This is a genomic window from Solitalea longa, assembly GCF_002920915.1.
GTDB lineage: Bacteria > Bacteroidota > Bacteroidia > Sphingobacteriales > Sphingobacteriaceae > Solitalea > Solitalea longa.
In genome coordinates this window covers 186,687-199,793 of the sequence record NZ_PQVF01000001.1, presented here as the reverse complement: position 1 = coordinate 199,793, position 13,107 = coordinate 186,687, and the positions used below count along the sequence as shown (strand labels likewise).

Here is a 13,107-nt window from a genome sequence, read left to right as displayed (position 1 = left end):
GGGCCGTCTCAAAATTCTTCATAAAGTTTGAGCATCGGTAAGTAGCCAATATCAATTTTGAATAACACAAAAGCGTTTCTTCGTAAAGAATATCTTTTAAAGCGCAAACAGCTTTCGGAGATTGAATTTCAAAACATAAATCAATTAATCGTTGATCAGTTTAAGCATGTTGATCTTTCGAAGATCAACACGCTTCATTTATTCCTGTCAATTACCGAAAAGCATGAGATAAATACCCAATTGTTAATTGATTACTTAAAAGAAAATCACCCTTCAATAAAAATAGCCATCCCCCAGAGCAACCTTTCAACGCTTACCTTAAACCATTTTTTAATTGACGAGAATTTGGTGATTGAGAAAAATAGTTGGAACATTCCCGAACCGGTAGCTGGCAATCAAATCTCCCCGGAACTGATCGATATGGTTCTAGTACCACTAATAGTGGTTGACAAGAGAGGATACAGGGTTGGCTATGGAAAAGGCTTTTATGACCGTTTTTTGGCAGATTGCAGGCCTGATATTCAACGCATTGGCCTTTCTCAGTTCGAACCAATAGACTATATTGAAGGATTACATGAGTTCGATCTCCCATTGGATGCCTGCATTACCCCTTCGCAAATCATCCGTTTTTAATTATACTCTCACCGCCTTTATAAAATCGCTTACCAGGTAGGCAATGGTTTTTGAAACACGATTATCATTTGGATTAATGGCCAAAGATGGAGCTCCTTCAGCGATGTGCAGATAGGCAGGTTTTAGATGACAGGCCACTTTATGAACAAAATTACGGGCCTCATTTACCGTAAAACCACTTGGGGTTTCGGCACTTGAAGGAATATGGGCAATGGTATCCAAATCAACTTCAATACCCGCCGGACTTTCTTTCACAAAGTTAATTCCTTCTAAAATAGCAGAGCCAAAATCGGTTTTAGAGTGAAGAAAAATACTTTCGAAGGTAATGTAACCCAAATCAGGATTGGTTTTCAGCGTTTCCCAAACTCCTTGTGGTTGATAATTTTGTTGTAAACCCAACATGAAATATCTTTTCAATAACCCTTCACTATAAGCATAACTAAAACCATTACCGCTATGCCGACCTTCAAGAGGTCTGAAATCGGAGTGAGCATCAAGATTTATACAATTGATATATTTCTCAGTCCGTTGGCCCGATTCATTTAAGCCTTCGGCAACAGCCTTAATAAGCGGATAGGAGTTATTGTGACCTCCCCCAATTACAACAGGAATTTTCCCTGCCTTAGCAATCAGTTTTACGATTTTTATGACACGACGATCAACTTCCTCTACCAACTGTCTTAGTTCTTTAGCCTGATCGTTAATCAAAGGATTAAGCTTTTCGGCAGTGGTTAGCAAGTCGGTAAAATCAATATGACCTAAAACCAATATTTCACTGCCGTGTAAAAACTCATTGCTTTGAATGTTAAGGATCGCTTTTAAAGAAGAGGTCCAGGCACTATGCGCCCCGTTACGACCCATATTTGCTCTTACACCTATGTCTTCGGGAAGCCCCAGTAAAACAAAGCGAGCCGGTGAATTCACCAGTTCTTCAAACATGGTGTTTAAAGAGTCGATGGTTAAAACCCGCTCTCCAATTTTAGTTTCCTGGTCTCTGACAGAGGTCAAACCCAGAATATATTCATCAGAATATAACTGTAGCTTCATAAAAGTAATATTGGTGGCTAATGGTGAAGATGAACTTCAATTCAAAAAAATCGCATTTTACTAAAGTTAAAGGTATTTGATAAATGCGAAGAACTTTCGGTCTTTTAAATAATCAAAATTGAGATCATTTAAATAAGCTTCTTTTTCAAAACAAATGGCATGATAGGCATCGTTAGCATCTTTCTTCTTTATCCATCGTATTAAAAACTCTATTGCATACCATAAATAAAAGCCGATTAAAAATAACTCTAACTGCTGCCTCAAATGAATACGTTCGTGGTTAAGCAATGATCTGTCTGTTCTTAATTCAGAAGATTTTATGATTACAAATGGCCACAACGTTATTGCCTGGGCGAAATTTCCAGTAAAAAACTTTAGAAACCGTTTAGATACAATAACCATATTTATTTATTCGGAAGATGATTTAAGAGGCTATTATACGATTTTTCCGTTAATTAATACCTTGTCGATCAAATTGGAACCAAAAGAATAAGGCATGTAATTAATGGATGGAATTGCCTTTGTTATGATAAGGTTGGCCTGTTTTCCTTTGGTAATACTTCCGTGTGATGATGCCAGATCCATGGCATAAGCACCGTTTAATGTTGCGGCATTAACCGCCTCATTCGGCAGCATTTTCATTTTCATGCAGGCTAAGGCAACCACCAGGTTCATGTTGCCCGATGGTGTAGTGCCCGGATTAAAATCGGAGGCCAATGCAACACCCAAGCCGGCATCTACCATGCCGCGGGCGTTAGCAAACGGTATATTAATGAACAATGAACAGGAAGGCAGTAGCGTGGCTATTGTTGAAGCTCCTTTAAGCGATTCAATTACAGCCTCATCTGTTACTTCTAAATGGTCAACTGATAAAGCCCCTCTTCGCACACAGGCCTGCGTGGCTCCTGTATTTGTAAACTGATTGGCATGGATCTTAGCCTTTAGACCATACTTTGCGCCGGCTTCAATAATTCGCTCAGTTTGCGCAATCGAAAAATAATTCTGCTCACAAAATGCATCAATAAAATCAGCCAGGCCTTCATCAGCTATTTTAGGCAAGAGCTCTTCCGTTAACAGGTTTAAATAAGCGTCCTGGTTTTGTTTGAATTCTTGGGGAAAAGCATGGGCCCCTAAAAACGTTGCTTTTACTGGCAAAGGAAAAGTTTCTTTCAGTCGGCGGATGACTTTCAGCATTTTAAGCTCCGCCTCATAGCTTAAACCGTAACCACTTTTAATTTCAATGGCTCCGGTACCTAGTTTCATCACTTCCTGAAGGCGCTCGGCAGCTGAGTCATATAATTCACTTTCTGAGGTGTTTGCCAGTTTACGCGCCGAATTTAAAATTCCTCCTCCTGCGGCAGTTATTTCTTCGTATGTTTTTCCCTGGATTTTCATCAGAAACTCTTCCTCGCGTGATGCTGCAAAAACCAAGTGTGTGTGTGAATCGTTCCAGGTTGGTAAAACCAATTTGTCTTTTAAATCCATCAACTCTGAGGAGGCTCCCGAAACCATCGAAGAAAGCTGATGAGCGCTCAGATCGTTCATAGACCCAAAGTCAGCTATTTTGCCATGCTCAATTTTTAGCCAGGCATTTTCAATAGAAGGCAATTCCTGCATTTCAGCGCCTTCCACTCTAAACTTTCCTTCAGGTTGTATTCCACAGAGCTGTTTTATATTGATTAAAAGCATGGGATAAACGATAACTGATTAAACAATGATTTTTTGATTTAAATTTCAAGTAATATCGGGCAATGATCGGAGTGTATCGCATCTGGCAATATCGCCGCTCGTTTTAGTTGATGCTCGAGCTCTTTAGTGGCCATGTGATAATCAATACGCCAACCTAAATTTTTAGCCCTTGAATTGGCTCTGAAACTCCACCAGGTATAATTGTGAGGCTCTTTATTAAAGTGCCTAAAGGTGTCAATAAAACCATTCTGTATAAATTGCTCCATCCAGCTGCGCTCCTCAGGTAAAAAACCGGACGAATTGGCATTAGATTTTGGATTATGGATATCAATAGGCTGGTGACAAATATTATAGTCACCCGAGATGATTAGTTTTGGGTATTTCCACCGAGTTTGATTAACGTATTCCATGAAAAATTCCATGAACTCAAATTTAACCCCTTGGCGTATATCTCCACTTGAACCTGAAGGCAGGTAAACACTCATTACTGAAACATCCGAAAAATCAGCACGTACCACCCGGCCTTCAAAATCATACTGTTCATGTCCACAGCCAAACTCAACAGATTCCGGTTGGATTCTTGAAAGAATGGCCACTCCGCTGTATCCCTTTTTTTGGGCTGGATACCAGTACTGATATTTGTAACCCATATCTTCCAGGAGTACAATTTCCTGTGGAATGTTCTCCGGATGGGCTTTGATCTCTTGCAAACAAACTATATCGGCGTCAGTTGCCTGCAGCCAGTTAAGCCAGCCTTTATTCATGGCTGAGCGTATTCCGTTTACATTATAAGATATAATTCTCATTAATTAATTCTCTTTTGTTGTTTCCTTAACTTCTTTTCCAACTTTTTGGCTTCTCGCTTTGAAAGCAAATCAACCTTCATCCGTATATCCGTTAACGGGCGATTGTTACTATCTTTTTTGGCTAAGGCAATCTTATCCACCATCTCCATACCTTCCACTACTTCACCATATACCGTATAATTATGATCAAGGAAAGGTGACCCTCCAATGGTTTTATAAATTTCGCGTTGATAGGCTGGGATTTTTCTACCATTTAATCTGGTTTGTTCATAGACATCCATTTCAGCATCGGTGTATTTTTTCCCCTGAACAATATAAAACTGGCATCCACTCGAAGCCATTGCAGGATTGTTATCTCTGGCAGCGGCTAAAACTCCTCGTTTGTGAAACAAACTGTCGTTAAACTCTGCCGGAATAGTATAGCCCATGTCTCCATCACCAAGAACCTTAGTTGGTTCCGCGTATTTAGAGGTTGGATCTCCTCCCTGAATCATGAATCCTTTTATTACCCGGTGAAACAGCAAGCTGTCATAAAAATGCTGTTGGGTAAGCTTGATGAAATTATCGCGGTGTTGAGGAGTTTGATTATACAATCGCATAATGCACATTCCCGAATCGGTAGTTAATCTTACGTAATAATTGACCTGCTTTTTTTGAGCCAACAAAGTGCCTGACGCAAAAACAGAACTAAGTGTAAATAGGGTTGCTAAAAGTTTCTTCATCGTGGTTTTTCAAATTAAAAGGAAGTATCGTAAAGCTGCTCAAAATAATGAACGACTAACGACTTCATTAAAAGTTCTTGTTCAAGCATAGTATAATTGGGTATTTTTTTTATCAATTTCCAATGTGGCCAACCATCCTGGTCCAAAGCTTCAAGTTCATAAAAACCCATTTCGCTAAATAGCCTGCATGTGGCAATATGCATAAGCTCTTCCTTCTGCCGTTTGGAATATTTCTGTGGACCTTTACCTAATTCCTGAACGCCGATTAAAAAAAGCATCACTTTTAAATCGGGTTTATCATTGTCGAAATCAGTTGCAATGCGCATCTGTAACTTCAACCATTTATCATTGATTTCTGAAGGAGTCATATATTATTAATAATCAGTGGGCAACCAAACTAAAGATCGCATAACTGTACCTAAATTTTAATCCGGCTAAAATATCCATTTCATTTTAAAGTATGCAGGCTTATTAATGTTCAAATCGATGGCATACAAAATTAAAGGCAACTCAAGTTAATGGTTGCCTTTCACAGTTATCGGTGCTAAACCTTTCAGTGTGTTGCCTTGATATATCCCCAACCCTGATGCTGCTTAGAAATGATCTCATAAATACCGTCAGGCACGATTTTAACGCCTTCAATTAGTTGGCTTTGATCTATATTCTGATTTTTCATGGCGATCTCACATACTTTAAACTCAACATTCTTGTTGTTTGCAAACTGAGCAACCTCTTTTGCTACAGTTGATTTGTTTTTTAATGCAAGATCGAGCCCTTTGGCGTACATAACCACTTCAAGCTTAGCTGTTGGTGTTGATTTGGTAATCTCGTTCAACCATCTTATTAATGCTTTTTGATCCAGCGAATCCTTACTGGTAAGATCGAAAACCACTTTATAATCTTTGGTTTGAGCCATAGCTAAAAAAGGTATTATTAACCAGGCCGATAACATTAACATCTTTTTCATGGCAAAAAAATTGGTTAGTTAAAATTACGGAATAATTGAATTTGGTTGAAGTGTTTTATTGCTTAAACGTCTGTAAATCAGTAAATTTCCGTAATTAATCTTGATGATTTTAAAAGAATCTAATCAAACATTCTATGCCCAAATTTGTAATTGAACGGGAAATTCCAAGTGTTGGCAATCTCTCTCCACAGGAACTGACAGAAGTGGCTCAAAAATCCTGCAATGTGTTAAATGTAATGGGACCACAAATTCAATGGATTCAAAGCTTTGTAACAGGAGATAAGATCTACTGTGTTTACATTGCGCCTGATGAACAAACCGTTAGAAAGCATGCGGAGATGGGAGGATTTCCGGCCAACACCATTTCAAAAGTATTGCATGTGATAGATCCTACAACGGCCGAAACATTGGGATGAGTTTAAGGGGGGTAGTCCAAAGAATATATAATGAAAAAGAGACTGCTTTGGGGCAGCCTCTTTTATTATTGATTTTTAGTTTTAATGGTTTCTTATTCTATTCTGCCACCTTTAAAAAAGTAGCGTTTAAAGTAAGGGTCATTCAGGTCAGAAATGTTAACCCCTTTTGATGAAGATGAATGTGCAAATTTGCCATTGCCCAGATATATTCCAATATGAGAAATGTATTTCTTCCCTATTTTAAAGAATACGAAATCGCCTTCTTTTAAGTCTTCTTTATTAACCGGTTTTACGTTTTTATAAATATCACGTGAGTTCGCTCCTCCAAGAAAAGTACTGTAAACTGCATCGTAAACTTTGTTTACAAACCGAGAACAGTCAATTCCTTTACGGCTGTCTCCACCAAAGCGATAAGGAGTTCCTAACCAATCGTAAATAAAATCAAACAATTTGGTATTTGCTTTAGAAGCAAGGCTAAAACCAAAAAGTTGTGAATAATATAAATATCCTAACGAATCAGGATCCGAAATTTCTTTTTGTTCGGGTTTAGAAGTAAATAACTCTTTTAACCCTTTCGACTGCGCACTCACAGCGTTTGCCGAGAACAAGAAAACTAAAGCAAGTAATAGTTTTTTCAAAGCCGCTATGTTTAATCGTTTCAAAACTAAAGTTAATTAATCATTACTTCAAGTTAATGTATTAAAACCATGCCGTTTTTTCTCAAAAACTTCACGGGTAATTTTTATACGATTTAACAGTATAAAAGTTACACACTAATAACATTTTCAGAAACTTATTAAAATTGGTAACATCGCTTAAAACGTAGCCTTATTTTAAAATATTGTTTACAAAAGCAGATATAGTCATTCAAATTTACATTTTGCTTTTTTATTGATACATTTGCCCTCACAAAAATTTTAAGCTTATAAACTTTAATATGAGTTCTGTAGCAATCACAAAAGAGACCTATCTGCAGTGGTACGAGCAAATGTACCTGATGAGAAAGTTTGAAGAACGTTCGGGTCAACTTTACGGACAACAAAAGATCAGAGGATTTTGTCACTTATACATTGGTCAGGAAGCTGTTGCTGCGGGTGCATTATCTGCAACATTACCAAAAGATGGTTTTATTACGGCCTATCGTGACCATGCATTTGCTCTTGGCAAAGGTGTTTCTGCCCGTGAATGTATGGCTGAACTTTATGGTAAAGAAACAGGTTGTTCAAAAGGAAAAGGTGGTTCTATGCACTTTTTCTCTAAAGAGCATAATTTCTACGGTGGTCATGGCATTGTAGGTGGACAAATTCCATTAGGCGCAGGCATTGCCTTTGCTTCTATGTATAAAGGTGACGATGCTGTTTGTTTATGTTTTATGGGTGATGGTGCTGTACGTCAAGGTGCTTTAAACGAAACATTTAACATGGCTATGATCTGGAATATTCCGGTGATTTTCATTTGTGAGAACAATGGATACGCTATGGGAACTTCGGTTCAGCGTACCACCAATATGCCTGATATATATAAGATCGGTTTAGGCTTTGATATGCCATCTGAGCCAGTTGATGGAATGAGCTGCGAGGCTGTTCACGAAGCAGTTGACCGTGCTGTTCAGCGTGCTCGCGCTGGCGAAGGTCCTTCGTTCCTCGAAATTCGTACTTATCGTTATAAAGGACACTCAATGTCCGATCCTGCTAAATATCGTACCAAAGAAGAAGTGGAAGAATATAAGTCAAAGGATCCGATTGAACAGGTGAAAAGTACTATCCTCGAAAAGAAATATGCCGATGCCAAATGGTTCGAAGAAATTGAGGCAAAGGTTAAAGATATCGTTGAAGATTCAGTTAAGTTTGCTGAAGAATCAAATTACCCTGATCCGTCTGAATTATACAAAGACGTGTACGTACAGGAAGATTACCCATATATAATGGACTAATCCAAATAACAAATTGCGGGTTACGGGTGAATAACTCCTAACCCGCAACTTGTATTAGTAAGAATTGAAGAGTTATAGGAGGAAAGAAATTTCAGTAACTCTTATCTTTATATGCACAACACAACAACAACTATTCTAATTAAAAAAATATGGCTGAAGTAGTACGCATGCCAAAAATGAGCGATACCATGACCGAAGGGGTATTGGCTAAATGGCATAAAAAGGTCGGTGATAAAGTAAAATCAGGTGATGTAGTTGCCGAAGTTGAAACCGACAAAGCTACCATGGATTTTGAATCGTTCCAAGAAGGAACCTTATTATACATTGGTGTAGAAGAAGGCCAAGCTGTACCGGTTGATGCTGTTATTGCCGTTTTGGGTGCTGAAGGTGAAGATTATAAAGCTGTTTTAGCAAATGGAGGTTCAGCTCCTGCTACAAAAGCTAACGAGCCAACCCCTGCTCCTGCTGCAGCAGCCGCCCCAGTAGTTCAAAGCGCACCAACTGTTACTCCTGAATCACTGGGAGCTACTGTAATTCGTATGCCTTTGTTAAGTGATACCATGACTGAAGGTGTTATTAATAAATGGTACAAAAAAGTTGGCGATACAATTAAATCAGATGACACAATTGCTGATGTTGAAACAGATAAAGCAACAATGGAAGTTACCGCTTATGCAGAAGGGACATTGTTGTACGTTGGCATTGAAGAAGGTAAAGCTGCAAAAGTAAATGACATCATAGCCATTGTAGGTAAACCAGGAACGGATGTTAGTCCGTTGCTTCAGGCTACAACTGCTGCGCCGGCTACAAGTACCGAAGCCGCACCAGTTGCTTCAACTTCTGCTCCTGCTGCAGCTCCTGCAGTTCAGGAACAAACTGCATCTGCCGACGGAAGAGTGAAAGCTTCTCCATTGGCGCGCAAAATCGCTGAAGAAAAAGGAATAAATCTATCACAAGTTAAAGGTAGCGCCGAGGGTGGAAGAATTGTGAAAAAAGATGTTGAAACTTTCACTCCATCAGCTGCTCCTGCTGAAAAACCGGCTTCGGCTTCAGCTTCTGCTGCAACTACACCTGCTGCTCCTACTGTTTACGGTCAAGAAAGCTTCACAGAGGTTACAGTGTCGCAAATGCGTAAAACCATTGCTCGCCGTTTGTCAGAAAGCTTATTTACAGCACCGCATTTCTATTTAACCATGTCAATTGATATGGATCAGGCAATGTCGGCACGTAAACGTATCAATGAATTAGGCACTGTTAAGGTTTCATTTAATGATATTGTTTTAAAGGCCGTTGCTGTTGCATTGAAGAAACATCCTAAAGTTAACTCAAGTTGGTTAGGCGATAAGATTCGCTACAATAACCACGTTAATATTGGTGTTGCAGTAGCTGTTGAAGATGGTTTATTGGTACCGGTTGTTCGTTTTGCTGATACTAAATCTCTTTCAACTATCTCTGCGGAAGTAAAAGAATTCGCTCAGAAAGCAAAAGATAAAAAGCTACAACCTGCAGATTGGGAAGGTTCAACCTTTACCATCTCAAACCTAGGAATGTACGGAATTGATGAATTCACAGCAATCATTAACCCTCCGGATGCCTGTATTCTAGCTGTAGGTGGAATCAGCCAGGTTCCGGTTGTTAAAAACGGACAGGTAGTACCAGGCAATGTAATGAAAGTTACCTTATCATGCGATCACCGTGTGGTTGATGGAGCAACTGGTTCTGAGTTCTTACTTACCTTAAAAAGTCTGTTAGAAGAGCCTTTACGGTTATTAGTATAACACAAAGTATAAAAGCAAAAAGCCCCGTCTCAATCTGAAACGGGGCTTTTTACTTTTATAATAAGCCTATTAGTGATTCAAGTTTCATTCCTCGTGATCCTTTTACGAGTATGTATGTATTCTTAACGGGATATTGTTTCAAATATTCAGCTGCATCGGAGGTACTTTCAAAGAATGTAAATTTCGAATTGTCTTTTAACGCAAAGAAATGCTTCCCTATTAGCAATGCATTACCGATATGCTTATCAGCTAACTGATTAATTATTCTCCGATGTTCCTCACTGCTATATTCTCCCAGCTCAAACATGTCGGCTAGTATTACGAGCTTGTTTTCTGAATTGTTTTTTGCAAAATTATCGATAGCAGCAGACATACTGCTCGGATTAGCATTATAGTAATCACAAATAAGCGTATTGGTTTCCGTTTTAACCGCTTGAGAGCGATTATTATTGGGCTGATAGCTTGCCACACCTTGAGCTATCTGTTCGGCAGTTAAACCGAAATAACTACCAATACAAACTGCAGCAAGAACATTTTCAAAATTATAAGCACCAACAAGATTGGAATATACAGTGTTCCATTTTTCAGTGTCAGAAAGTTTCCAATCAAGCGAAACAGTATCTCCTGTTACAATGGCCCTGCCCGTAATCGCATTGGTATCTGAGGTTCCGTAATATACTTTGCGTTTAACATTGGCAACCATTTCCAACAAGTGAGGATTGTCATTATTAATAAAAACCAATCCATTGTCTTGAAGATGATCATATAGCTCTTTCTTTCCTTTTTTTACACCTTCAAAACCTCCAAAGCCTTCCAAATGAGCCTTCCCTACATTGGTTATAATGCCATAATCAGGATTAGCAATATCTGCAAGCAATTCAATCTCCTTTTGATGATTTGCTCCCATTTCAATAATTGCGAATTCAATACTGGCATCAATTGAAAGGATGGTGAGCGGAACACCAATATGATTATTCAGATTGCCGATGGTGGCATAGGTTTTAAATTTTTGAGATAGAACCGCATTTATGAGTTCCTTAGTTGTTGTTTTACCGTTTGTTCCGGTAATACCCAGAAACGGAATCGTAAGCTGAGCCCTGTGATATTTAGCCAACTGTTGCAACGATTGCAGTGCATCACTTACTAAAATAAAGCGGTCGTTTTCCACATACTGCTTTTCATCAATAACTGCATATGCAGCTCCATTTTCAAGTGCTTGTTTTGCAAATTGATTAGCGTTAAAGTTATCGCCCTTTAAAGCAAAGAAAATACAGTTAGGCGTAATTTTACGGGTATCTGTGCAAATAACCGGGTATTCCTTATATAGGGTATATAATTGTTCAGTTGTCATCTTTTAATTTGGGTCTAAAGATAATCAAAAGTCGGATTTATGATGTTTTAGGAATGTATTGAAAAAGAAAAAGGCTGTCCAATTGGACAGCCTTTTAACTAATATTTGACTTGATCTTATTTAGTTTTGAAATTAGGACGTTTGGTTTTTCCAACACCTGGAGCACCTACACGACCCATTGCGCAACGGAAACCGATTTCTGCTGACGAAGAATCCTGATCCATAAAGCGACGTGAACCTGGAGTTAACCAATAAGCTCTGTCGTTCCAAGAACCACCTTTGTAAACACGTGAACGGTTATTTACTAATGAAGTTTTACCGTAACCATACATTCCTTTTTCATCATCATGATCACGAACGTCGGCTTTTTTAACAACTTTAGTACCGTCAATTAAACGACCCACAGTATCAGGAACTCTTGGAATGCGGCCTAAGCTGTCTTTTTTAGCATAAGCCCCTTTAGCATCTTTCTGTTTAACTGTGTATTGGTTACCACGGAAAGGGTTTTGATCACTGATATCTTCAAATGAAAGCGGACGATAAACATCTTGCACCCATTCGTTCACGTTTCCGGCCATACAATACAATCCGTAATCGTTTGGAAGATAGCTTTTCACAGGAGCGGTAATATCAGCGTTATCGTTCAGGTAACCTGCAACCCCTGTATTATCACCTCTTCCGCGTTTAAAGTTAGCTAAGAATAAACCTTGAGTTTTACCTTCTGAACTACGCATTGTTAAACCGTTCCAAGGGTAAAGTTTTTTCTCTTCAATATTTTCGTACTTAACGTTTCCTTTTAATGCTAAAGCTGCATATTCCCATTCAGCTTCAGAAGGTAAACGGTAAGCACCTGGAAGCAGGATACCATCTGAATAACGAACCGAACGAGTTTTGTTTGTAGCTACCGGATCAAGGTTTTTAACGTTCTTTTTAACCACACCTTCGTATTGACCTGCGTAATAAGAATCAGTATTGAAGTTATTCGCGTCAGTTTGATTAGGATCTGCTTTTAAAATCCCTTTATTGATTAAGATCGACTCGTTAGCACGATCCGTTCTCCAAATACAATATTCGCTGGCCTGGTTCCAGTTAACTCCAACAACCGGATAATCTGCGAATGCGGGGTGTCTAAGATAGTTATCTACGTAAGGCTCGTTGTATGCTAATGGCTTTCTCCAAACCATGGTATCTGGCAATGCACGCTCATATACCTGGGGATGGCCTTTATACACACGGCCTAACCAGTATAGATATTCCAACCAATCGATATTACGAACTTCGGTTTCATCCATATAAAAAGATGTTACCGTTACCCTTTTCTCGGTGTTGTCATTGTCATATCCAAGATCTTGTTCTAAGGAACCCATTACAAATGTTCCTCCTTCAATGGCTACAAGACCAGGTCCTAACTGGTCTTTTTTATAGGTTATTTTCTGAAAACCACCGTTTTTGGGATCATTATAATTCCATCCGGTAGTTGATGATCGTTCTTTTTTGTTACATGCAATGAACGACAGAGGCAAACCTAATGCGCAAGCCAGTATAAGATATCGTGTAGTTCTTTTCATCCTGCCTGTGAATAGTTGTTGGTTATGTAGGTTTCGATTTAATTTAATTCAAAGCTATAAATTTTCTTTATAGTTTAAAAAGTGCTCCAACCCAATTATACGCACATATCATCAAATAGTTGCAAATTCATCCAAGGTTTTTAATAAAAATATTTCTTTGAATTTCGACAGATAATTCTGCACTTTGCAATTTATCT

General features: G+C 38.7%; 14 protein-coding genes. 4 read left to right on the top strand and 10 right to left on the bottom strand.

The window, feature by feature from the left end:
• The first annotated feature begins 57 nt into the window (after positions 1-57).
• Positions 58-633, top strand: a complete 576-nt coding sequence (locus tag C3K47_RS00925; RefSeq protein ID WP_165784598.1) for a 5-formyltetrahydrofolate cyclo-ligase — start codon at positions 58-60, stop codon at positions 631-633.
• On the opposite strand, the gene C3K47_RS00920 is transcribed toward C3K47_RS00925, so the two are convergent.
• From C3K47_RS00920 to C3K47_RS00890, 7 genes are all read right to left on the bottom strand, one after another.
• The gene (locus tag C3K47_RS00920) at positions 634-1,680 is read right to left on the bottom strand and encodes a formimidoylglutamase (RefSeq protein WP_103787194.1); all 1,047 of its coding nucleotides are present in this window, start codon (positions 1,678-1,680) and stop codon (positions 634-636) included.
• Positions 1,681-1,746: 66 nt separating this feature from the next.
• A complete protein-coding gene (locus tag C3K47_RS00915) occupies positions 1,747-2,082 on the bottom strand; it encodes a hypothetical protein (RefSeq protein WP_103787193.1) in 336 nt (111 codons plus the stop codon).
• A 33-nt stretch (positions 2,083-2,115) separates the two neighbouring features.
• Positions 2,116-3,369, bottom strand: a complete 1,254-nt coding sequence (gene hutI, locus C3K47_RS00910; RefSeq protein WP_103787192.1) for an imidazolonepropionase — start codon at positions 3,367-3,369, stop codon at positions 2,116-2,118.
• A 38-nt stretch (positions 3,370-3,407) separates the two neighbouring features.
• Positions 3,408-4,175: an exodeoxyribonuclease III gene (locus C3K47_RS00905; protein ID WP_103787191.1), complete on the bottom strand. Its 768-nt coding sequence runs from the start codon at positions 4,173-4,175 to the stop codon at positions 3,408-3,410.
• Positions 4,175-4,897 carry a peptidylprolyl isomerase gene (locus C3K47_RS00900; protein WP_103787190.1) on the bottom strand — a complete coding sequence of 241 codons (723 nt, stop codon included), beginning with the start codon at positions 4,895-4,897 and terminating at the stop codon, positions 4,175-4,177. Before C3K47_RS00900 ends, C3K47_RS00905 begins: the two co-directional genes overlap by 1 nt.
• A 14-nt stretch (positions 4,898-4,911) precedes the next feature.
• Complete coding sequence (locus C3K47_RS00895) at positions 4,912-5,265, bottom strand: hypothetical protein (protein WP_103787189.1); 354 nt, start codon at positions 5,263-5,265, stop codon at positions 4,912-4,914.
• A 185-nt stretch (positions 5,266-5,450) separates the two neighbouring features.
• A complete protein-coding gene (locus C3K47_RS00890; RefSeq protein ID WP_103787188.1) occupies positions 5,451-5,864 on the bottom strand; it encodes a DsrE family protein in 414 nt (137 codons plus the stop codon).
• A 134-nt stretch (positions 5,865-5,998) separates the two neighbouring features.
• Between C3K47_RS00890 and C3K47_RS00885 the strand changes: the two genes are divergently transcribed.
• Positions 5,999-6,280 carry a DUF4242 domain-containing protein gene (locus C3K47_RS00885; RefSeq protein WP_103787187.1) on the top strand — a complete coding sequence of 94 codons (282 nt, stop codon included), beginning with the start codon at positions 5,999-6,001 and terminating at the stop codon, positions 6,278-6,280.
• Between the two features lie 92 nt (positions 6,281-6,372).
• Here C3K47_RS00885 and C3K47_RS00880 read toward each other — a convergent pair whose 3' ends face one another.
• Positions 6,373-6,918 (bottom strand): C40 family peptidase, encoded by a 546-nt coding sequence (locus C3K47_RS00880; RefSeq protein ID WP_165784597.1) that lies wholly within the window; start codon positions 6,916-6,918, stop codon positions 6,373-6,375.
• Between the two features lie 299 nt (positions 6,919-7,217).
• Here C3K47_RS00880 and pdhA point away from each other — a divergent pair, with 299 nt between their 5' ends.
• Together pdhA and C3K47_RS00870 are read left to right on the top strand one after the other, a co-directional pair.
• A complete protein-coding gene (gene pdhA / locus C3K47_RS00875; RefSeq protein ID WP_103787186.1) occupies positions 7,218-8,213 on the top strand; it encodes a pyruvate dehydrogenase (acetyl-transferring) E1 component subunit alpha in 996 nt (331 codons plus the stop codon).
• A 149-nt stretch (positions 8,214-8,362) separates the two neighbouring features.
• On the top strand, positions 8,363-9,991 hold the full coding sequence (locus C3K47_RS00870) for a pyruvate dehydrogenase complex dihydrolipoamide acetyltransferase (RefSeq protein ID WP_103787185.1): 1,629 nt from the start codon (positions 8,363-8,365) through the stop codon (positions 9,989-9,991).
• Positions 9,992-10,046: 55 nt separating this feature from the next.
• Here the strand turns inward: C3K47_RS00870 and C3K47_RS00865 are convergent, their stop codons facing one another.
• Positions 10,047-11,342, bottom strand: coding sequence for a UDP-N-acetylmuramoyl-tripeptide--D-alanyl-D-alanine ligase (locus C3K47_RS00865; protein WP_103787184.1), 1,296 nt, complete (start codon positions 11,340-11,342; stop codon positions 10,047-10,049).
• Positions 11,343-11,458: 116 nt separating this feature from the next.
• On the bottom strand, positions 11,459-12,910 hold the full coding sequence (locus C3K47_RS00860; RefSeq protein ID WP_103787183.1) for an SUMF1/EgtB/PvdO family nonheme iron enzyme: 1,452 nt from the start codon (positions 12,908-12,910) through the stop codon (positions 11,459-11,461).
• Positions 12,911-13,107: the final 197 nt, after the last annotated feature.

What these genes read in the sequence shown, in the direction of transcription:
- C3K47_RS00895 (WP_103787189.1), bottom strand. Translation starts at nt 5,265, where the DNA reads ATGACTCCTTCAGAAATCAATGATAAATGGTTGAAGTTACAGATGCGC.
- hutI (WP_103787192.1), bottom strand. Translation starts at nt 3,369, where the DNA reads ATGCTTTTAATCAATATAAAACAGCTCTGTGGAATACAACCTGAAGGA.
- C3K47_RS00865 (WP_103787184.1), bottom strand. Translation starts at nt 11,342, where the DNA reads ATGACAACTGAACAATTATATACCCTATATAAGGAATACCCGGTTATT.
- C3K47_RS00860 (WP_103787183.1), bottom strand. Translation starts at nt 12,910, where the DNA reads ATGAAAAGAACTACACGATATCTTATACTGGCTTGCGCATTAGGTTTG.
- C3K47_RS00900 (WP_103787190.1), bottom strand. Translation starts at nt 4,897, where the DNA reads ATGAAGAAACTTTTAGCAACCCTATTTACACTTAGTTCTGTTTTTGCG.
- pdhA (WP_103787186.1), top strand. Translation starts at nt 7,218, where the DNA reads ATGAGTTCTGTAGCAATCACAAAAGAGACCTATCTGCAGTGGTACGAG.
- C3K47_RS00905 (WP_103787191.1), bottom strand. Translation starts at nt 4,175, where the DNA reads ATGAGAATTATATCTTATAATGTAAACGGAATACGCTCAGCCATGAAT.
- C3K47_RS00890 (WP_103787188.1), bottom strand. Translation starts at nt 5,864, where the DNA reads ATGAAAAAGATGTTAATGTTATCGGCCTGGTTAATAATACCTTTTTTA.
- C3K47_RS00885 (WP_103787187.1), top strand. Translation starts at nt 5,999, where the DNA reads ATGCCCAAATTTGTAATTGAACGGGAAATTCCAAGTGTTGGCAATCTC.
- C3K47_RS00870 (WP_103787185.1), top strand. Translation starts at nt 8,363, where the DNA reads ATGGCTGAAGTAGTACGCATGCCAAAAATGAGCGATACCATGACCGAA.
- C3K47_RS00920 (WP_103787194.1), bottom strand. Translation starts at nt 1,680, where the DNA reads ATGAAGCTACAGTTATATTCTGATGAATATATTCTGGGTTTGACCTCT.
- C3K47_RS00915 (WP_103787193.1), bottom strand. Translation starts at nt 2,082, where the DNA reads ATGGTTATTGTATCTAAACGGTTTCTAAAGTTTTTTACTGGAAATTTC.